This window comes from Vibrio sp. QJM3NY_21 (genome assembly GCF_057785975.1).
Genome location: NZ_CM173513.1, coordinates 3160244 through 3177163, shown reverse-complemented (window position 1 = coordinate 3177163; position 16920 = coordinate 3160244). Strand labels below are relative to the sequence as shown.

The following is a 16920-nucleotide window of genomic DNA, read 5'->3' as shown; positions in this document are numbered from 1 at the left end:
AATAATGAACGTGGCGAATCATAACTAGGAAGGAACACGATTGTGTCTAAAGAAAAATTTGAACGTACGAAACCGCACGTAAACGTTGGTACTATCGGCCACGTTGACCACGGTAAAACAACTCTAACTGCTGCTATCTGTACTACACTTGCAAAAGTGTACGGCGGTGTTGCTAAAGATTTCGCATCTATCGATAACGCTCCAGAAGAGCGCGAGCGCGGTATCACAATCGCAACTTCTCACGTTGAGTACGATACTCCTGAACGTCACTACGCACACGTAGACTGTCCTGGACACGCCGATTATGTTAAAAACATGATCACTGGTGCTGCTCAAATGGACGGCGGTATCCTAGTTGTTGCTGCTACAGATGGCCCTATGCCACAAACACGTGAGCACATCCTACTTGGTCGTCAAGTTGGTATCCCTTACATCATCGTATTCATGAACAAATGTGACATGGTTGATGACGAAGAGCTACTTGAGCTAGTAGAAATGGAAGTACGTGAACTTCTTTCTGAGTACGAGTACCCAGGAGACGACCTTCCAGTAATTCAAGGTTCTGCACTTGGCGCTCTAAACGGCGAAAAGCAGTGGGAAGACAAGATTGTTGAGCTTGCAGAAGCACTAGATTCTTACATTCCACTTCCAGAGCGTGCTGTTGACCTACCGTTCCTACTTCCTATTGAAGATGTATTCTCAATCCAAGGTCGTGGTACTGTAGTTACTGGTCGTATCGAGCGCGGTATCCTACGTGTAGGTGACGAAGTAGAAATCGTTGGTATCAAAGAAACTACTCTTACTACTTGTACTGGTGTTGAAATGTTCCGTAAGCTGCTTGACGAAGGTCGTGCAGGTGAGAACGTTGGTGCACTTCTACGTGGTACTAAGCGTGATGACGTTGAACGTGGCCAAGTACTTTCTGCTAAAGGTTCAATCAACCCACACACTAAGTTTGAGTCTGAAGTATACGTACTTTCTAAAGACGAAGGCGGCCGTCACACTCCTTTCTTCAAGGGTTACCGTCCACAGTTCTACTTCCGTACAACTGACGTAACAGGCGATATCACTCTACCAGAAGGCGTAGAAATGGTAATGCCAGGTGACAACGTTCAAATGACTGTTGAGCTAATCGCTCCAATCGCAATGGACGAAGGTCTACGTTTCGCAATCCGCGAAGGTGGCCGTACAGTTGGTGCTGGTGTTGTAGCTAAAATCTTCGCTTAATAGCATTTAGATTTTTGCACACTCTTCATTAGAAGAGCACGCATCTGAAAAGGGAAGCTTCGGCTTCCCTTTTATTATTTATAGAGAAACATTCCTGTCCCGCGCAATACTCCATATCTCCCCAAGTTCCTTTTTCAATATATTCCGATTATTTTCCCAACACTACTTGCATACTAAAACGTGATCTGTATAATGCATCGCACTGGCTAACGCCGGTTTGTGAACCAATGAGCACTGAGGAGTAGGTCTTACCTAGTAATGTATACTCAGCTTATGTTCGCGGTTAATAAAAATAGTAAACTTCGTGTTTACTTCAAAAGTTAACTGACAATGCGTCCTGATTTTGGATGCTACGGTTTCACATAAATCAATCGGCATTCTCTCGTTCTTTCGAGCTTGAGTGGCGATATTGTTTGTGTAATTTTTAATAATTGGAGCTCTGTCTCATGCAGAACCAACGTATTCGTATCCGCCTTAAAGCGTTTGATTACAAGCTAATCGATGCTTCAACTGCGGAAATCGTTGAAACAGCAAAACGTACTGGCGCACAGGTTCGTGGTCCTATTCCACTTCCTACTCGTAAAGAGCGTTTCACTGTTCTTACCTCTCCACACGTCAACAAAGATGCACGTGACCAGTACGAAATTCGTACTCACAAGCGTTTGATCGACATCGTTGAGCCAACAGATAAAACTGTTGATGCTCTAATGCGTCTTGATCTTGCAGCTGGCGTTGATGTTCAAATCAGCCTAGGTTAAGGGAGATAAGAATAATGATTGGTCTAGTCGGACGTAAAGTGGGTATGACCCGCGTATTTACTGAAGAAGGCGTTTCTATCCCAGTAACTGTTGTTGAGGTTGAAGCGAACCGTATTTCTCAAGTTAAAACTCTTGAGACAGACGGCTACGCAGCAATCCAAGTAACTACTGGTGCTAAGAAAGCTAACCGTGTAACTAAACCTGAAGCTGGTCACTTCGCGAAAGCGGGTGTAGAAGCAGGTCGCGGTCTTTGGGAATTCCGTTTAGAAAACGGCGAAGAGTTTGAAGTTGGCGCTGAGCTAAACGTAGAACTTTTCAACGAAATTAAAAAAGTAGACGTTACTGGTACATCTAAAGGTAAAGGCTTCCAAGGCGCTATCAAGCGTTGGAATTTCTCTACTCAAGATATGACTCACGGTAACTCTTTGTCTCACCGCGCACCGGGTTCAATTGGCCAATGTCAAACTCCAGGCCGCGTGTTTAAAGGCAAGAAAATGGCAGGTCACATGGGAGCTGAGCGTGTAACGACTCAAAACCTAGAGATCGTACGTGTTGACGCTGAGCGCAATCTACTCCTTATTAAAGGTGCAGTACCAGGCTCAACAGGCGGTAACGTGATCGTAAAACCTGCTGTTAAAGCATAACGTCTAGGAGTAAGTAATGGAATTGATGGTTAAAGGTGCTGATGCACTAACTGTTTCCGAGACTACTTTCGGACGTGACTTTAACGAAGCTCTAGTACACCAAGTAGTTGTTGCATATGCAGCAGGTGCTCGTCAAGGTACTCGTGCTCAAAAGACTCGTTCTGAAGTATCAGGCGGCGGTGCTAAGCCATGGCGCCAAAAAGGTACTGGCCGTGCACGTGCTGGTACAATTCGTAGCCCAATCTGGCGTACAGGTGGTGTTACTTTTGCTGCGAAACCACAAGATCACAGCCAAAAAGTAAACAAAAAAATGTACCGCGGTGCTATGAAGAGCATTCTGTCTGAGTTGATTCGTCAAGAGCGTCTAATCGTTGTTGATAACTTCTCTGTAGAAGCACCAAAAACAAAAGAACTTGTAGCTAAGCTTAAAGAGCTTGAGCTAAACGACGTTCTGATTGTGACTGGCGAAGTAGATGAAAATCTATTCTTAGCTGCTCGTAACCTATACAAAGTAGATGCACGTGATGTTGCTGGTGTTGATCCAGTATCACTAATCGCTTTCGACAAGGTTCTGATGACTGCTGACGCAGTTAAGCAAGTTGAGGAGATGCTAGCATGATCACTGAAGAGCGTATCTTAAAAGTTCTACGTGCTCCGCACATCTCTGAAAAAGCAACTATGGCAGCTGAGAAAGCGAACACTATCGTTTTCAAAGTAGCTAAAGATGCAACTAAGAAAGAGATCAAAGCAGCTGTAGAAAAGCTATTTGAAGTTGAAGTTAAGTCTGTAAATACTCTTGTATTAAAGGGTAAGACCAAACGTCAAGGTATGCGTGAAGGCCGTCGTTCAGACGTTAAGAAAGCCTACGTTACTTTGAAAGAAGGTCAAGATCTTGACTTCGTTGGCGGCGCGGAATAACAGGAGTAGTAAAAATGGCTATTGTTAAATGTAAGCCGACTTCCCCTGGTCGTCGTCACGTCGTTAAAGTTGTTAACGCTGACCTGCACAAGGGTAAGCCATACGCACCACTTTTAGAGAAAAACTCTAAGAACGGTGGTCGTAACAACAACGGTCGTATTACAGTACGTCACATCGGTGGTGGTCATAAACACCATTACCGTCTGATTGACTTCAAACGTACTAAAGATGGCATCCCAGCGAAAGTTGAGCGTCTAGAATACGATCCAAACCGTAGTGCTAACATCGCTCTAGTTCTGTACGCAGACGGTGAGCGTCGTTACATCATTGCACCTAAAGGTGTTAACGCAGGCGACCAGATTCAATCTGGCGTAGATGCTGCAATCAAAGCAGGTAACACTCTGCCGATGCGCAACATCCCAGTAGGTTCTACTGTACACTGTGTTGAACTTAAGCCTGGTAAAGGTGCACAACTAGCTCGTTCGGCTGGTGCTTATGCTCAAATCATCGCTCGCGATGGTGCATACGTAACTATCCGTCTACGTTCTGGTGAAATGCGCAAAGTACTTTCTGAAGGTCGTGCAACGATCGGTGAAGTTGGTAACTCTGAGCATATGCTACGTGAACTTGGTAAAGCTGGTGCTTCACGCTGGCGCGGCGTACGTCCAACCGTACGTGGTGTAGTAATGAACCCGGTGGATCACCCACATGGTGGTGGTGAAGGCCGCACATCTGGTGGTCGTCACCCAGTATCTCCTTGGGGCGTTCCTACTAAGGGCTTCAAGACTCGTAAGAATAAGCGCACTGACAAGTACATCGTACGTCGTCGCACTAAATAATTTATAAAGAGGAATCGCCATGCCACGTTCTCTCAAGAAAGGTCCTTTTATTGACCTACACTTGCTGAAGAAGGTAGAGAAAGCGGTGGAAAGCGGAGACAAAAAGCCTATTAAGACTTGGTCCCGTCGCTCAATGATCATCCCAACAATGATTGGTTTGACCATCGCTGTCCATAATGGTCGTCAGCACGTCCCTGTTTTCGTTACCGAAGAAATGATCGGTCACAAACTAGGCGAATTTGCACCAACTCGTACTTATCGCGGTCATGCTGCAGATAAGAAAGCTAAGAAGAAATAAGGAGTAGATGATGGAAGCTTTAGCTAAACATAACTTTGCTCGTATTTCTCCACAGAAAGCTCGCTTAGTTGCAGACCAAATTCGCGGTAAGTCGGTAGACCAGGCTCTAGAAATTCTAACTTTCAGCAACAAAAAAGCTGCTGTTTTAGTTAAGAAAGTTCTTGAGTCAGCTATCGCTAACGCGGAACATAACGAAGGTGCAGATATCGACGATCTAAATGTCGCTAAAATCTTCGTAGATGAGGGCCCTATCATGAAGCGTATTATGCCTCGTGCTAAAGGCCGTGCGGATCGTATCTTGAAGCGTTCAAGCCACATCACTATTGTTGTAGCAGATCGCTAAAGACTAGGAGAGTAAGCAATGGGTCAGAAAGTACATCCTAATGGTATTCGTCTTGGCATCGTCAAGCCTTGGAATGCTACATGGTTTGCTAATACCAACGAATTCGCTGACAACCTAGACGGCGACTTCAAGGTACGTCAGTTCCTTACCAAGGAACTACAAAAAGCATCATTATCTCGTATCGTTATCGAGCGTCCAGCGAAGAGCATCCGTGTGACTATTCACACAGCTCGTCCTGGCGTTGTTATCGGTAAGAAAGGTGAAGACGTAGAGAAGCTACGCGCAGCTGTAGCTAAAATCGCAGGTGTACCAGCGCAAATTAACATCGCTGAAGTACGTAAGCCTGAGCTAGATGGTCAGCTTGTAGCTGATAGCATCGCGTCTCAACTAGAGCGTCGTGTTATGTTCCGTCGTGCAATGAAGCGTGCGGTACAAAATGCTATGCGTCTAGGCGCTAAAGGCATCAAAGTACAAGTAGGCGGCCGTCTTGGCGGTGCTGAAATCGCACGTTCAGAGTGGTACCGTGAAGGCCGTGTGCCTCTACACACTCTACGTGCAGACATTGATTACGCAACTTCTTCGGCTCACACTCAATACGGTGTGATCGGCATTAAAGTTTGGATCTTCAAAGGTGAGATTCTAGGCGGTATGCCAGCTGCTAACGCAGTAGAGCCAAAAGGCGATAAGCCTAAGAAGCAGCGTAAAGGCCGTAAGTAAGGAGTCGAACGATGCTACAACCAAAACGTACTAAGTTCCGCAAGGTTATGACTGGTCGTAACCGTGGTCTAGCTAAAGGTACTGAAGTAAGCTTCGGCGAATTCGGTCTTAAAGCTGTTGGCCGTGGTCGTCTGACTGCACGTCAAATCGAAGCGGCACGTCGTGCTATGACACGTCACATTAAGCGTCAAGGTCAAATCTGGATCCGTGTTTTCCCAGACAAACCAATTACTGAAAAGCCTCTTGAAGTTCGTCAAGGTAAAGGTAAAGGTTCAGTTGCGTACTGGGTTGCTCAAATCCAACCAGGCAAAGTTATGTACGAGATGAATGGCGTACCTGAAGAGTTGGCACGTGAAGCGTTCCGCCTAGCGGCGCGTAAACTGCCTGTTAAAACTACTTTTGTAACTAAGCAGGTGATGTGATGAAAGCACAAGATCTACGCGAAAAGAACGTTGAAGAGCTTAACGCTGAGCTATTGAATTTGCTACGTGAACAGTTCAACTTGCGCATGCAAGCTGCAACTGGTCAACTTCAGCAAACTCATACTCTAAAAGCTGTACGCCGTGACATCGCACGTGTGAAAACTGTTTTGACTGAAAAGGCAGACGCATAATGAGCGAAACTAACCGCATCCAGCAAGGCCGTGTAGTAAGTGACAAGATGGACAAGTCTATCGTTGTTGCTATTGAGCGTACTGTAAAACACCCAATTTACGGTAAGTTCATCAAACGCACGACTAAAGTACACGCACACGACGAAGACAACACTTGTGGCCTAGGCGACAAAGTTGAAATCGCTGAGTGTCGTCCTCTGTCTAAGACTAAGTCTTGGACATTGGTTAAAGTTCTAGAAAAAGCGAAGATTTAATCTTTGTAATTCTATAACTTATAAGCGGCTCCAAATTATTTTTTGGAGCCGCTTGTTTTTTGTCTACCCAATTTAAAAAAAGGGTGGTACAATTCGCGTCCCTTTTAAAGAGGCAGCCCGACCCGAGAGGGTCTAGTTTTAATATTTAGCGGAGCACTAACAATGATCCAGATGCAAAGTACACTTGACGCAGCAGATAACTCTGGCGCGCGCAAGGTAATGTGTATTAAGGTTCTGGGTGGCTCTCACCGCCGTTATGCACATATCGGTGACGTCATCAAGGTTACAGTGAAGGAAGCGATTCCTCGCGGTAAAGTAAAGAAAGGTGATGTTCTGAAGGCGGTAGTAGTGCGCACCCGTAAAGGCGTTCGTCGCCCAGACGGTTCTGTCATTCGCTTCGACAGTAATGCTTGTGTATTGTTAAATGACACTACTGAGCAACCAGTCGGCACACGTATCTTTGGTCCTGTGACTCGTGAACTTCGTAACGCGAAATTCATGAAGATTGTATCACTTGCACCTGAAGTTCTGTAAGGAGCGGCAACATGGCAGCTAAAATCCGTCGTAACGACGAAGTAATCATTCTTGCTGGTAAAGATAAAGGCAAGAAAGGTAAAGTAACTAAGGTTCTGACAACTGGTAAAGTTGTTGTTGAAGGCATCAATCTTGTTAAAAAACACCAAAAGCCGGTTCCGGCTCTAGGTCAACAAGGTGGCATCGTTGAACAAGAAGCAGCTATTGATGCTTCTAACGTTGCAGTCTTTAACGCGGCTACTGGTAAAGCAGACCGTATCGGTTTCCGTATCGAAGATGGCAAGAAAGTTCGTTTCTTCAAATCTAACGGCGAAACTGTTTCTAACTAATTAGAAGTAATTTGGAGTTCTACTATGGCGAAACTGCATGATTACTACAAGTCGTCTGTAGTCGCTGAGCTTACCAAAGAGTTCAGCTACACAAGCGTCATGCAAGTCCCTAGGATTGAGAAAATCACCCTAAACATGGGCGTTGGTGAAGCAATCAACGATAAGAAACTGCTAGAAAACGCAGCATCTGATATGGCAACGATCTCTGGTCAAAAGCCACTTATCACGAAAGCGCGTAAATCTGTAGCTGGTTTCAAAATTCGTGAAGGCTACCCAATTGGTTGTAAAGTAACCTTGCGTGGTGAGCGCATGTGGGAATTTTTAGAGCGTTTAATCTCTATCGCACTTCCACGTGTACGTGATTTCCGTGGTGTTAGCGCTAAGTCTTTTGACGGACGCGGTAACTACAGCATGGGCGTTCGCGAGCAAATCATCTTTCCGGAAATCGACTACGATAAAGTCGATCGTGTCCGCGGTCTTGATATTACTATCACGACATCTGCGGGATCCGATGAGGAAGGCCGAGCTCTGCTGGCTGCCTTTAACTTCCCATTCCGTAAGTAAGGGTAGGGTTACTGTTATGGCTAAACAATCAATGAAAGCACGTGAAGCTAAACGTGCAAAACTAGTAGTTAAGTTCGCTGAAAAGCGTTCTGCGCTAAAAGTTATCATTAGCGATGTAAACGCATCTGAAGAAGATCGTTGGAATGCGGTTCTTAAACTGCAATCTCTTCCACGTGATTCAAGTGCATCACGTCAGCGCAACCGTTGCAACCAAACTGGTCGTCCACACGGTTACCTACGTAAATTCGGTCTAAGCCGCATTAAGGTTCGTGAAGCTTGCATGAAAGGCGAGATTCCGGGTCTTCGTAAGGCTAGCTGGTAATTGCCACTTAATCATTTGGAGTAAATCTTATGAGCATGCAAGATCCGATTTCGGATATGCTGACCCGAGTTCGTAACGGTCAGGCAGCAAATAAAGTTGCTGTAAAAATGCCTTCTTCAAAGCTTAAAGTTGCAATTGCTGCATTACTTAAAGCTGAAGGTTACATCGTAGACTTCGCTGTTGACAGCGAAGTAAAACCTGAGCTAGAAGTTACTCTTAAGTACTTCCAAGCTAAACCTGTAATCGAGCAAATCAAGCGTGTATCACGTCCTGGTCTAAGAGTTTATAAAAATAAAGACTCTTTACCTACAGTGATGGGTGGTCTTGGTATTGCAGTTGTTTCTACTTCCAAGGGTCTGATGTCTGACCGTGCTGCTCGCAAAGCAGGTCTTGGCGGTGAAATCATCTGTTACGTAGCTTAAGGAGTAGATTATGTCTCGTGTTGCTAAAGCACCTGTCGCTATTCCAGCTGGCGTAGAGGTGAAACTAAACGGCCAAGAAGTTACTGTAAAAGGTAGCAAAGGTGAGCTTACTCGCGTTCTTAACAGCGCCGTAGTTATTGCACAGGAAGAAAACAACCTAACTTTCGGTCCGAAAGAAGGTGTTACTAACGCATGGGCACAGGCTGGTACAGCTCGCGCTCTAGTTAATAACATGGTTGTGGGTGTTACTCAGGGCTTCGTTAAGAAGTTAACTCTTAAAGGTGTTGGTTACCGTGCTGCTATCAAAGGCAACTCTGTAGGTCTAACACTAGGCTTTTCTCACCCAGTAGAGCACGCTCTACCTGAAGGTATTAAAGCTGAGTGCCCTAGCCAAACTGAGATCATTATTACTGGTTGCGATAAGCAAGTAGTAGGTCAAGTTGCGGCTGACATTCGTTCTTACCGTGCTCCTGAACCTTATAAAGGTAAAGGTGTTCGTTACGCAGATGAAAATGTGCGTACTAAAGAAGCTAAGAAGAAGTAAGGTATCACTATGGATAAGAAAGCATCTCGCATCCGTCGTGCTACACGTGCACGTCGTAAGATTGCAGAACTTGGCGCAACTCGCTTGGTAGTACACCGTACTCCTCGCCATGTTTACGCTCAAGTTATCTCGGCAAACGGCTCTGAGGTTATCGCAGCTGCTTCTACTGTAGAAAAAGCGATCCGTGAGCAAGTTAAGAACACTAGTAACGTTGATGCAGCTAAAGCAGTTGGTAAAGCTGTTGCTGAGCGCGCTCTTGAAAAAGGCGTAGCTACAGTTGCATTTGATCGTTCTGGTTTCCAATACCACGGTCGAGTAGCGGCGCTAGCAGATTCTGCTCGCGAAGCTGGTCTGAAATTCTAAGGTAGGGTTGGAAGATGGCTAAAGAACAACAACAAGCTAATGATTTGCAAGAAAAGCTGATCGCTGTTAACCGTGTATCTAAGACGGTTAAAGGTGGTCGAATCATGAGCTTCACTGCACTAACAGTAGTTGGTGACGGTAATGGTCGTGTAGGTTTCGGTTACGGCAAAGCTCGTGAAGTACCTGCTGCGATTCAAAAAGCAATGGAAAAAGCGCGTCGTAACATGGTTACTGTTGCGCTTAACGAAGGCACTCTTCACCACCCGGTGAAAGGTCGTCATTCGGGCTCTAAAGTTTACATGCAGCCAGCTGCTGAAGGTACAGGTGTTATTGCCGGTGGTGCAATGCGTGCCGTACTTGAAGTTGCAGGCGTACATAACGTACTTTCTAAAGCATACGGTTCAACGAACCCAATCAACGTTGTTCGCGCAACGATTGGTGCTCTAGTAGACGTTAAGTCACCAGAAATGGTTGCTGCTAAACGTGGTCTAACTGTTGAATCTATTTCGGAGTAAGAACACGATGGCAACTATTAAAGTAACTCAAACTAAAAGCTCAATTGGTCGCCTACCTAAGCACAAAGCGTGTCTTAAAGGTCTAGGTCTTCGTCGCATCAACCATACAGTAGAACTTGAAGATACACCGTGCGTACGCGGTATGATCAACAAGGTTTACTACATGGTTAAGATTGAGGAGTAATCAGAATGCGTTTGAATACTCTATCACCGGCTGCTGGCTCTAAACCTTCTAAGAAGCGTGTAGGTCGTGGTATCGGTTCTGGCCTTGGTAAAACAGGTGGCCGCGGTCACAAAGGTCAAAAGTCACGTTCTGGCGGCTCTGTTCGTCCAGGTTTTGAAGGCGGTCAAATGCCTCTAAAACAACGTCTACCTAAATTCGGTTTCACTTCTCGTAAGAGCCTAGTGTCTGCTGAAGTTCGTCTAGCTGAGCTAGCGAAAGTAACAGGTGACGTAGTTGATCTTAACAGCCTTAAAGCTGCTAACGTTATCACTAAGAACATCGAGTTTGTTAAGATCGTTCTTTCTGGTGACCTAAGCAAAGCTGTGACTGTTAAAGGTCTACGCGTGACTAAAGGCGCTAAAGCTGCAATCGAAGCTGCAGGCGGTAAAATCGAGGAATAATCTCGAGGAACGAGGTACAGATGGCTAAGAAACCAGGAAAAGATTTTCGTAGTGCTCAAAGCGGCTTAAGTGAACTAAAGTCGCGCTTATTATTCGTAATTGGTGCACTTTTAGTATTCCGAGCCGGCTCTTTTGTGCCGATCCCTGGTATTGACGCAGCTGTACTTGCCGATTTGTTCGATCAGCAAAAAGGTACCATCGTAGAAATGTTTAACATGTTCTCCGGTGGTGCTCTTGAGCGTGCATCTATATTAGCATTGGGTATCATGCCGTACATTTCGGCATCGATCGTAGTCCAATTGCTAACTGTAGTTCATCCAGCGTTAGCGGAACTCAAGAAAGAGGGTGAAGCAGGCCGTCGTAAGATAAGCCAATATACACGCTACGGCACGCTTGTACTTGCAACATTCCAAGCTATTGGTATCGCAACAGGCTTACCAAACATGGTCGACAATCTGGTTGTTATCAACCAAACCATGTTTACGCTTATTGCTACCGTGAGTTTAGTAACTGGTACCATGTTTTTGATGTGGTTAGGTGAACAAATCACTGAGCGAGGAATCGGTAATGGTATTTCCATTCTGATTTTTGCAGGTATTGTTGCTGGATTGCCTTCTGCAATCGGTCAAACAATCGAGCAAGCGCGTCAAGGTGAATTGCATGTGCTTCTTCTGTTGTTTATCGCGGTATTGTCTTTTGCTGTAATTTACTTCGTGGTTTTCATGGAGCGTGGTCAACGTCGTATCGTCGTTAACTATGCGAAGCGTCAACAAGGTCGTAAAGTGTTTGCAGCACAAAGTTCTCATTTGCCACTTAAGATTAATATGGCAGGTGTTATACCAGCGATTTTTGCATCAAGTATTATTTTGTTCCCAGGAACATTAGCGCAGTGGTTTGGTCAAAATGGTGAAAGCAGCGCGTTCGGTTGGTTAACTGACGTGTCATTAGCTCTTAGCCCAGGTCAACCGTTGTATGTAATGCTTTATGCAGCAGCTATAATCTTCTTCTGTTTCTTCTATACAGCGTTGGTGTTTAACCCACGTGAAACAGCTGATAACTTGAAGAAGTCTGGTGCATTCGTACCCGGTATCCGCCCAGGTGAGCAGACAGCGAAATATATCGATAAAGTGATGACTAGACTAACCCTTGCGGGCGCTCTATACATTACTTTTATATGTCTGATTCCTGAGTTCATGATGGTCGCGTGGAACGTTCGTTTCTACTTTGGCGGCACTTCCCTACTAATCGTAGTGGTTGTTATCATGGATTTCATGGCACAGGTACAGACTCATCTGATGTCACAACAGTATGATTCTGTGTTAAAGAAAGCGAATCTGAAAGGTTACGGCCGTTAATTCGGTAGTAATTATTTCGATTCCATTTACGGAGTTTAGCAATGAAAGTTCGTGCTTCCGTTAAAAAAATCTGCCGTAACTGTAAAGTTATCAAGCGTAACGGTGTCGTTCGCGTGATTTGCAGTGAGCCAAAGCATAAGCAACGCCAAGGCTAATCAGCAGAAATTTTTACTTGAAATACTAGGTAGAGTCGAGTATATTCCTCGGCCTACCTTTTGCGTGCAAAAGAAGTAGTATGCCGCAGCGTATCCATAACGGGCTTTGCTGCGGATAATTCTTTTATGAACCCCCTTAGGAGTGAATAATGGCCCGTATAGCCGGCATTAACATTCCTGATCATAAGCATTCTGTAATTGCACTTACTGCAATCTACGGTATTGGTAAAACTCGCTCTCAAGCTATTCTAGCTGAAGTGGGTATTGCTGAAGATGCTAAGATCAGTGAACTAACTGAAGAGCAGATCGATCAACTGCGTGATGGTGTAGCTAAATACACTGTAGAAGGTGATCTACGTCGTGAAGTATCGATGAACATCAAGCGTCTTATGGACCTTGGCTGTTACCGCGGTCTTCGTCATCGTCGCAGTCTACCACTACGTGGACAGCGTACTAAAACCAACGCTCGCACCCGTAAGGGTCCGCGCAAGCCGATCAAGAAATAGTCGGATAAGGTAGAGTACAATGGCAAAACAACCAACTCGCGCGCGTAAGCGCGTACGCAAGCAAGTAGCTGATGGCGTAGCGCACATTCATGCTTCTTTCAACAACACAATCGTAACTATCACTGACCGCCAAGGCAACGCTCTTGCATGGGCTACAGCAGGTGGTTCAGGTTTCCGTGGTTCTCGTAAATCTACTCCGTTCGCAGCACAAGTTGCAGCTGAGCGTTGTGGTGAAATGGCTAAAGAATATGGCCTAAAGAACTTGGAAGTTATGGTTAAGGGTCCAGGTCCAGGTCGCGAATCTACTGTTCGTGCACTGAACGCTGCTGGTTTCCGTATCACTAACATTGTTGATGCGACACCAATCCCTCATAACGGTTGTCGTCCACCTAAGAAACGTCGCGTTTAAGTTTCGTTTCTAGGAATATTGGAGAAAGATCATGGCAAGATATTTGGGTCCTAAGCTGAAGCTTAGCCGTCGCGAAGGTACTGACTTATTCCTTAAGTCTGGTGTCCGTGCGATCGATACCAAGTGTAAAATTGATAACGCACCAGGTGTACACGGCGCTCGTCGCGGTCGTCTATCTGAGTATGGCGTTCAGCTTCGTGAGAAGCAAAAAGTTCGTCGTATCTACGGCGTTCTAGAAAAACAATTCCGCAACTACTACAAAGAAGCTGCACGTCTTAAAGGCAACACAGGTGCAAACCTGCTTCAGCTTCTTGAAGGTCGTCTTGATAACGTAGTTTACCGTATGGGTTTTGGCGCTACTCGTGCTGAATCTCGTCAACTAGTTAGCCACAAGTCTGTTCTAGTTAACGGTAAAGTTGTAAACGTTCCTTCTTTCAAAGTAGCGGCTAACGACGTTGTTTCTATCCGCGAGAAAGCTAAACAGCAATCTCGTATTAAAGCGGCTCTAGAAGTTGCTGAACAACGTGAAAAGCCAACTTGGATTGAAGTAGATGCTAGCAAAATGGAAGGTACATTCAAGCGTATGCCTGAGCGTTCTGACCTATCAGCTGACATCAATGAACACTTGATCGTCGAACTTTACTCTAAGTAAGGTTAAAAAAAGAGAGGACACAATGCAGGGTTCTGTAACAGAATTTCTTAAGCCGCGTCTTGTTGACATTGAACAGATCAATACGACACACGCGAAAGTAACTCTTGAGCCATTAGAGCGCGGTTTCGGCCACACTCTAGGTAATGCTCTTCGCCGCATTCTTCTATCTTCTATGCCGGGTTGTGCCGTAACAGAAGTTGAAATTGAAGGTGTGCTACACGAATACAGCACTAAAGAAGGCGTTCAGGAAGATATCCTGGAAATCCTTCTAAACCTTAAAGGTTTAGCTGTACGCGTTGCTGAAGGCAAAGATGAAGTGTTTATTACACTGAACAAATCAGGCTCAGGCCCTGTTGTTGCAGGTGACATCACCCACGATGGTGATGTAGAGATCGCTAACCCTGAGCACGTAATTTGTCACCTAACGGATGACAATGCTGAGATCGCTATGCGTATCAAAGTAGAACGTGGTCGTGGTTACGTTCCAGCTTCAGCTCGTATCCATACTGAAGAAGATGAGCGTCCTATCGGTCGTCTATTAGTTGACGCTACTTACAGCCCGGTTGATAAAATCGCCTATGCTGTAGAAGCGGCACGTGTAGAACAACGTACTGATTTAGACAAGCTTGTTATCGATATGGAAACGAACGGTACTCTAGAACCTGAGGAAGCAATCCGTCGTGCAGCTACTATTTTAGCTGAACAACTGGATGCGTTCGTAGATCTTCGTGATGTACGTGTACCTGAGGAGAAGGAAGAGAAGCCAGAATTCGATCCTATCCTACTACGTCCTGTAGACGATCTTGAACTAACAGTTCGCTCTGCTAACTGTTTGAAAGCAGAAGCGATTCACTACATCGGTGATCTTGTACAGCGCACTGAGGTTGAGCTACTTAAAACGCCAAACCTTGGTAAGAAATCTCTTACAGAGATTAAAGATGTGCTTGCTTCACGTGGTCTTTCTCTAGGCATGCGCCTAGAAAACTGGCCACCAGCGTCAATCGCTGAAGATTAATCGAAAAGTTAGAAGGATTAGGTCATGCGCCATCGTAAAAGTGGTCGTCAACTCAACCGCAACAGCAGTCATCGCAAAGCGATGTTCAGCAACATGGCTAGCTCTCTTGTTCGTCACGAAGTTATTAAAACTACCGTGCCTAAAGCAAAAGAACTACGTCGCGTAATTGAGCCATTGATTACCCTAGCTAAGACAGACAGTGTTGCTAACCGTCGTCTTGCATTTGCTCGCACTCGTGATAACGAAGTTGTGGCAAAACTATTTAATGAACTAGGCCCGCGTTTCGCGGCTCGCCAAGGTGGTTACACTCGCATTCTTAAATGTGGTTTCCGTACTGGTGATAAAGCTCCAATGGCTTACATTGAGCTTGTAGACCGCCCAGCTGCTGAAGAAGCTGCTGAGTAATCTATACTAGATTCTTAATACAAAAAGCCGAGCATTAGCTCGGCTTTTTTTGTTTCTATCGAATTGAAAAATTGCACCACGATGTTTGGCATTTTTGCTTGCCTGCTCAGCTCTATTTTTTAAAAATATCTCGTATCTCGTATCTCGTATCTCGTATCTCGTATCTCGTATCTCGTATCTCGTATCTCGTATCTCGTATCTCGTATCTCGTATCTCGTATCTCGTATCTCGTATCTCAAATATCTTTTCTTCCACGCACAAAAAAGAGCACCGAAGTGCCCTTACAATATTCTTCAACTAATCGCTAATCGTGATGGCCTACTGCCAAAGAGCGGCGAGTGAATCCATAAGGCCACTCGTTGCACCTTGTGATTGAAGTGCTTGAAGAATGATGGGTGCAAATGTCGTAACCATTGACGAATCCATACCTAACCCAGCAAACGCACTTTCAACAGCACCTTGTGAGCTTAGAACTGATGATAAGCCAGTCGATTCAAGTGAAGACATTCCAGGAATGAGTGATGCGAGTTCTTTATTGTCTGCAGTGCCAAGCGAATTTTGTGCAAGTGCTAGCATTGAACCGATACCGCCAATCGCTTGATCGCTTGTTACAGATGCTTGATCAGCAACGGTATCTGCAAGTGGTGTTGTTTCGTTTTGTTGAGACCACATATTTACAGCTGCCATCAGGGCAGTTTGTGATAGTTGGGAATAGTTGGTATCTGATGTTGAACCGGTTTGTTCAGAGTCGCTAGTGCTAGCGCAAGAGACTACAGCAAGGCTGCTGAGCATAGTGATGAGTATTTTCTTCATTATTCTTCCTTAAGTAATAAAGTAATCGACCTATTCACTATAAACGAAAAACGGCGATGTAGTCACATCGCCGTTGGATTATTTTAATTTTATTTGCCTATAGTATTTTGTTTTACTAAAGGTTTTTATAAAAATTAAAGGATAGCTAGAAGTTCTACTTCAAATACTAGAGCTGCAAATGGTGGAATTGCAGCACCTGCGCCGCGCTCACCGTATGCTAGATCTTGAGGGATGTATAGCTTCCACTTAGAGCCAACAGGCATCATTTGTAGAGCTTGTACCCAACCTTGAATTACGCCAGTTACTGGGAATTCAGCAGGTTGACCGCGAGATACAGAGCTGTCGAAAACAGTACCGTCAGTTAGTTCACCGTGGTAGTGAACACGTACTTGCTTGTCTGCAGTAGGGATTTCGCCAGTACCTTCAGTTAGTACTTCGTACTGAAGACCAGACTCAAGAACTGTTACTTCTGAACGAAGAGCGTTGTCAGTTAGGAAAGCTTCGCCGTCAGCAGCAGCTGCTTTAGCTAGTTCTTGACGTGCAGCTTCACCACGAGTGTGTAGCTCTTGTAGTGCGTTGTTGATTTCGTCAACTTCGATAGCTGGCATGTCACCAACTAGAGCTGTTGCGATACCAGCAGCGATTGCGTCTACGTTTAGGCCTTCAAGACCAGAACCAGCAAGTTGTTGGCCCATTTGTAGACCGATACCGTAGCTAGCTTTTTGCTCTACAGTTTCAAATTTTACTTCAGACATGAAAAGTCACTCTTTTTGTCAGTACGA

31 protein-coding genes are annotated in these 16920 nt (G+C 45.1%); 29 read left to right on the top strand and 2 right to left on the bottom strand.

Annotated features, from left to right (window positions below; translation table 11 throughout):
* Nucleotides 1-42 precede the first annotated feature (42 nt).
* The 29 genes from tuf to rplQ all read left to right on the top strand — a co-directional run bounded on the left by tuf (nt 43) and on the right by rplQ (nt 15325).
* Nucleotides 43-1227 (top strand): elongation factor Tu, encoded by a 1185-nt coding sequence (gene tuf / locus AC3CID_RS14220; protein WP_012604914.1) that lies wholly within the window; start codon nt 43-45, stop codon nt 1225-1227.
* A 446-nt stretch (nt 1228-1673) separates the two neighbouring features.
* Entirely contained in the window at nt 1674-1985 is a 312-nt protein-coding gene (gene rpsJ, locus AC3CID_RS14215; RefSeq protein WP_004736761.1) for a 30S ribosomal protein S10, read from the top strand.
* A 14-nt stretch (nt 1986-1999) separates the two neighbouring features.
* A complete protein-coding gene (gene rplC, locus AC3CID_RS14210; RefSeq protein ID WP_004736763.1) occupies nt 2000-2629 on the top strand; it encodes a 50S ribosomal protein L3 in 630 nt (209 codons plus the stop codon).
* A 16-nt stretch (nt 2630-2645) separates the two neighbouring features.
* On the top strand, nt 2646-3248 hold the full coding sequence (rplD, locus tag AC3CID_RS14205; protein ID WP_004736764.1) for a 50S ribosomal protein L4: 603 nt from the start codon (nt 2646-2648) through the stop codon (nt 3246-3248).
* On the top strand, nt 3245-3547 hold the full coding sequence (rplW, locus tag AC3CID_RS14200) for a 50S ribosomal protein L23 (protein WP_004736765.1): 303 nt from the start codon (nt 3245-3247) through the stop codon (nt 3545-3547). The genes rplD and rplW overlap by 4 nt, the downstream gene beginning before the upstream one ends.
* A gap of 14 nt (nt 3548-3561) precedes the next feature.
* The gene (gene rplB, locus AC3CID_RS14195) at nt 3562-4386 is read left to right on the top strand and encodes a 50S ribosomal protein L2 (RefSeq protein WP_017076297.1); all 825 of its coding nucleotides are present in this window, start codon (nt 3562-3564) and stop codon (nt 4384-4386) included.
* Nucleotides 4387-4405: 19 nt separating this feature from the next.
* Nucleotides 4406-4684: a 30S ribosomal protein S19 gene (gene rpsS / locus AC3CID_RS14190; protein ID WP_004736729.1), complete on the top strand. Its 279-nt coding sequence runs from the start codon at nt 4406-4408 to the stop codon at nt 4682-4684.
* A gap of 10 nt (nt 4685-4694) precedes the next feature.
* On the top strand, nt 4695-5027 hold the full coding sequence (gene rplV / locus AC3CID_RS14185) for a 50S ribosomal protein L22 (protein ID WP_004736732.1): 333 nt from the start codon (nt 4695-4697) through the stop codon (nt 5025-5027).
* 18 nt (nt 5028-5045) lie between these two features.
* Entirely contained in the window at nt 5046-5744 is a 699-nt protein-coding gene (gene rpsC, locus AC3CID_RS14180) for a 30S ribosomal protein S3 (RefSeq protein WP_004736734.1), read from the top strand.
* A gap of 11 nt (nt 5745-5755) precedes the next feature.
* Nucleotides 5756-6166, top strand: a complete 411-nt coding sequence (gene rplP / locus AC3CID_RS14175) for a 50S ribosomal protein L16 (protein ID WP_004736736.1) — start codon at nt 5756-5758, stop codon at nt 6164-6166.
* On the top strand, nt 6166-6357 hold the full coding sequence (gene rpmC, locus AC3CID_RS14170; protein ID WP_237297584.1) for a 50S ribosomal protein L29: 192 nt from the start codon (nt 6166-6168) through the stop codon (nt 6355-6357). Before rplP ends, rpmC begins: the two co-directional genes overlap by 1 nt.
* Nucleotides 6357-6611, top strand: a complete 255-nt coding sequence (gene rpsQ, locus AC3CID_RS14165) for a 30S ribosomal protein S17 (protein ID WP_004736739.1) — start codon at nt 6357-6359, stop codon at nt 6609-6611. The genes rpmC and rpsQ overlap by 1 nt, the downstream gene beginning before the upstream one ends.
* Before the next feature lie 162 nt (nt 6612-6773).
* Nucleotides 6774-7145, top strand: coding sequence for a 50S ribosomal protein L14 (gene rplN / locus AC3CID_RS14160; RefSeq protein ID WP_004736740.1), 372 nt, complete (start codon nt 6774-6776; stop codon nt 7143-7145).
* Between the two features lie 11 nt (nt 7146-7156).
* Entirely contained in the window at nt 7157-7474 is a 318-nt protein-coding gene (rplX, locus tag AC3CID_RS14155; protein ID WP_004736742.1) for a 50S ribosomal protein L24, read from the top strand.
* A gap of 24 nt (nt 7475-7498) precedes the next feature.
* Nucleotides 7499-8038, top strand: coding sequence for a 50S ribosomal protein L5 (gene rplE / locus AC3CID_RS14150; protein WP_004736744.1), 540 nt, complete (start codon nt 7499-7501; stop codon nt 8036-8038).
* Nucleotides 8039-8054: 16 nt separating this feature from the next.
* Nucleotides 8055-8360, top strand: a complete 306-nt coding sequence (gene rpsN, locus AC3CID_RS14145) for a 30S ribosomal protein S14 (RefSeq protein ID WP_004736747.1) — start codon at nt 8055-8057, stop codon at nt 8358-8360.
* Between the two features lie 29 nt (nt 8361-8389).
* Entirely contained in the window at nt 8390-8782 is a 393-nt protein-coding gene (rpsH, locus tag AC3CID_RS14140) for a 30S ribosomal protein S8 (RefSeq protein WP_004736749.1), read from the top strand.
* A 10-nt stretch (nt 8783-8792) separates the two neighbouring features.
* Nucleotides 8793-9326: a 50S ribosomal protein L6 gene (gene rplF / locus AC3CID_RS14135; RefSeq protein ID WP_004736750.1), complete on the top strand. Its 534-nt coding sequence runs from the start codon at nt 8793-8795 to the stop codon at nt 9324-9326.
* A gap of 9 nt (nt 9327-9335) precedes the next feature.
* Nucleotides 9336-9689 carry a 50S ribosomal protein L18 gene (rplR, locus tag AC3CID_RS14130; RefSeq protein WP_004736752.1) on the top strand — a complete coding sequence of 118 codons (354 nt, stop codon included), beginning with the start codon at nt 9336-9338 and terminating at the stop codon, nt 9687-9689.
* A gap of 14 nt (nt 9690-9703) precedes the next feature.
* Complete coding sequence (gene rpsE / locus AC3CID_RS14125) at nt 9704-10204, top strand: 30S ribosomal protein S5 (protein WP_004736754.1); 501 nt, start codon at nt 9704-9706, stop codon at nt 10202-10204.
* Between the two features lie 7 nt (nt 10205-10211).
* Nucleotides 10212-10388: a 50S ribosomal protein L30 gene (rpmD, locus tag AC3CID_RS14120; RefSeq protein WP_004736756.1), complete on the top strand. Its 177-nt coding sequence runs from the start codon at nt 10212-10214 to the stop codon at nt 10386-10388.
* A gap of 5 nt (nt 10389-10393) precedes the next feature.
* Nucleotides 10394-10828, top strand: a complete 435-nt coding sequence (gene rplO / locus AC3CID_RS14115; RefSeq protein WP_004736758.1) for a 50S ribosomal protein L15 — start codon at nt 10394-10396, stop codon at nt 10826-10828.
* A 20-nt stretch (nt 10829-10848) separates the two neighbouring features.
* Nucleotides 10849-12183 carry a preprotein translocase subunit SecY gene (gene secY, locus AC3CID_RS14110; RefSeq protein ID WP_004736759.1) on the top strand — a complete coding sequence of 445 codons (1335 nt, stop codon included), beginning with the start codon at nt 10849-10851 and terminating at the stop codon, nt 12181-12183.
* A 41-nt stretch (nt 12184-12224) separates the two neighbouring features.
* Complete coding sequence (gene rpmJ, locus AC3CID_RS14105) at nt 12225-12338, top strand: 50S ribosomal protein L36 (protein WP_000868186.1); 114 nt, start codon at nt 12225-12227, stop codon at nt 12336-12338.
* A 149-nt stretch (nt 12339-12487) separates the two neighbouring features.
* On the top strand, nt 12488-12844 hold the full coding sequence (gene rpsM / locus AC3CID_RS14100) for a 30S ribosomal protein S13 (RefSeq protein ID WP_004738779.1): 357 nt from the start codon (nt 12488-12490) through the stop codon (nt 12842-12844).
* 19 nt (nt 12845-12863) lie between these two features.
* Nucleotides 12864-13253: a 30S ribosomal protein S11 gene (gene rpsK, locus AC3CID_RS14095; RefSeq protein WP_004738778.1), complete on the top strand. Its 390-nt coding sequence runs from the start codon at nt 12864-12866 to the stop codon at nt 13251-13253.
* Between the two features lie 31 nt (nt 13254-13284).
* A complete protein-coding gene (gene rpsD / locus AC3CID_RS14090; protein WP_004729814.1) occupies nt 13285-13905 on the top strand; it encodes a 30S ribosomal protein S4 in 621 nt (206 codons plus the stop codon).
* 22 nt (nt 13906-13927) lie between these two features.
* Nucleotides 13928-14920 (top strand): DNA-directed RNA polymerase subunit alpha, encoded by a 993-nt coding sequence (locus AC3CID_RS14085; protein ID WP_004729813.1) that lies wholly within the window; start codon nt 13928-13930, stop codon nt 14918-14920.
* A 24-nt stretch (nt 14921-14944) separates the two neighbouring features.
* Nucleotides 14945-15325, top strand: coding sequence for a 50S ribosomal protein L17 (gene rplQ / locus AC3CID_RS14080; RefSeq protein ID WP_004729812.1), 381 nt, complete (start codon nt 14945-14947; stop codon nt 15323-15325).
* Between the two features lie 318 nt (nt 15326-15643).
* Here the strand turns inward: rplQ and AC3CID_RS14075 are convergent, their stop codons facing one another.
* A complete protein-coding gene (locus AC3CID_RS14075) occupies nt 15644-16138 on the bottom strand; it encodes a DUF2780 domain-containing protein (protein WP_065207479.1) in 495 nt (164 codons plus the stop codon).
* A gap of 134 nt (nt 16139-16272) precedes the next feature.
* On the bottom strand, nt 16273-16893 hold the full coding sequence (bamJ, locus tag AC3CID_RS14070) for a BamJ family beta-barrel-assembly machinery protein (RefSeq protein WP_017078817.1): 621 nt from the start codon (nt 16891-16893) through the stop codon (nt 16273-16275).
* Nucleotides 16894-16920: the final 27 nt, after the last annotated feature.

Excerpts from the sequence above, each read along its gene's own strand:
- rpmC (WP_237297584.1), top strand. The coding sequence starts at position 6,166 with ATGAAAGCACAAGATCTACGCGAAAAGAACGTTGAAGAGCTTAACGCT.
- rpsD (WP_004729814.1), top strand. The coding sequence starts at position 13,285 with ATGGCAAGATATTTGGGTCCTAAGCTGAAGCTTAGCCGTCGCGAAGGT.
- rpsK (WP_004738778.1), top strand. The coding sequence starts at position 12,864 with ATGGCAAAACAACCAACTCGCGCGCGTAAGCGCGTACGCAAGCAAGTA.
- rplW (WP_004736765.1), top strand. The coding sequence starts at position 3,245 with ATGATCACTGAAGAGCGTATCTTAAAAGTTCTACGTGCTCCGCACATC.
- rpsH (WP_004736749.1), top strand. The coding sequence starts at position 8,390 with ATGAGCATGCAAGATCCGATTTCGGATATGCTGACCCGAGTTCGTAAC.
- rpsE (WP_004736754.1), top strand. The coding sequence starts at position 9,704 with ATGGCTAAAGAACAACAACAAGCTAATGATTTGCAAGAAAAGCTGATC.
- rplE (WP_004736744.1), top strand. The coding sequence starts at position 7,499 with ATGGCGAAACTGCATGATTACTACAAGTCGTCTGTAGTCGCTGAGCTT.
- rpsC (WP_004736734.1), top strand. The coding sequence starts at position 5,046 with ATGGGTCAGAAAGTACATCCTAATGGTATTCGTCTTGGCATCGTCAAG.
- rpmD (WP_004736756.1), top strand. The coding sequence starts at position 10,212 with ATGGCAACTATTAAAGTAACTCAAACTAAAAGCTCAATTGGTCGCCTA.
- rpmJ (WP_000868186.1), top strand. The coding sequence starts at position 12,225 with ATGAAAGTTCGTGCTTCCGTTAAAAAAATCTGCCGTAACTGTAAAGTT.
- rplQ (WP_004729812.1), top strand. The coding sequence starts at position 14,945 with ATGCGCCATCGTAAAAGTGGTCGTCAACTCAACCGCAACAGCAGTCAT.
- rplC (WP_004736763.1), top strand. The coding sequence starts at position 2,000 with ATGATTGGTCTAGTCGGACGTAAAGTGGGTATGACCCGCGTATTTACT.
- rpsJ (WP_004736761.1), top strand. The coding sequence starts at position 1,674 with ATGCAGAACCAACGTATTCGTATCCGCCTTAAAGCGTTTGATTACAAG.
- bamJ (WP_017078817.1), bottom strand. The coding sequence starts at position 16,893 with ATGTCTGAAGTAAAATTTGAAACTGTAGAGCAAAAAGCTAGCTACGGT.
- rplR (WP_004736752.1), top strand. The coding sequence starts at position 9,336 with ATGGATAAGAAAGCATCTCGCATCCGTCGTGCTACACGTGCACGTCGT.
- rpsN (WP_004736747.1), top strand. The coding sequence starts at position 8,055 with ATGGCTAAACAATCAATGAAAGCACGTGAAGCTAAACGTGCAAAACTA.
- rpsQ (WP_004736739.1), top strand. The coding sequence starts at position 6,357 with ATGAGCGAAACTAACCGCATCCAGCAAGGCCGTGTAGTAAGTGACAAG.
- rplX (WP_004736742.1), top strand. The coding sequence starts at position 7,157 with ATGGCAGCTAAAATCCGTCGTAACGACGAAGTAATCATTCTTGCTGGT.
- AC3CID_RS14075 (WP_065207479.1), bottom strand. The coding sequence starts at position 16,138 with ATGAAGAAAATACTCATCACTATGCTCAGCAGCCTTGCTGTAGTCTCT.
- rpsS (WP_004736729.1), top strand. The coding sequence starts at position 4,406 with ATGCCACGTTCTCTCAAGAAAGGTCCTTTTATTGACCTACACTTGCTG.
- rplP (WP_004736736.1), top strand. The coding sequence starts at position 5,756 with ATGCTACAACCAAAACGTACTAAGTTCCGCAAGGTTATGACTGGTCGT.
- rplO (WP_004736758.1), top strand. The coding sequence starts at position 10,394 with ATGCGTTTGAATACTCTATCACCGGCTGCTGGCTCTAAACCTTCTAAG.
- rplF (WP_004736750.1), top strand. The coding sequence starts at position 8,793 with ATGTCTCGTGTTGCTAAAGCACCTGTCGCTATTCCAGCTGGCGTAGAG.
- secY (WP_004736759.1), top strand. The coding sequence starts at position 10,849 with ATGGCTAAGAAACCAGGAAAAGATTTTCGTAGTGCTCAAAGCGGCTTA.
- rplN (WP_004736740.1), top strand. The coding sequence starts at position 6,774 with ATGATCCAGATGCAAAGTACACTTGACGCAGCAGATAACTCTGGCGCG.
- rplB (WP_017076297.1), top strand. The coding sequence starts at position 3,562 with ATGGCTATTGTTAAATGTAAGCCGACTTCCCCTGGTCGTCGTCACGTC.
- rpsM (WP_004738779.1), top strand. The coding sequence starts at position 12,488 with ATGGCCCGTATAGCCGGCATTAACATTCCTGATCATAAGCATTCTGTA.
- rplV (WP_004736732.1), top strand. The coding sequence starts at position 4,695 with ATGGAAGCTTTAGCTAAACATAACTTTGCTCGTATTTCTCCACAGAAA.
- rplD (WP_004736764.1), top strand. The coding sequence starts at position 2,646 with ATGGAATTGATGGTTAAAGGTGCTGATGCACTAACTGTTTCCGAGACT.
- AC3CID_RS14085 (WP_004729813.1), top strand. The coding sequence starts at position 13,928 with ATGCAGGGTTCTGTAACAGAATTTCTTAAGCCGCGTCTTGTTGACATT.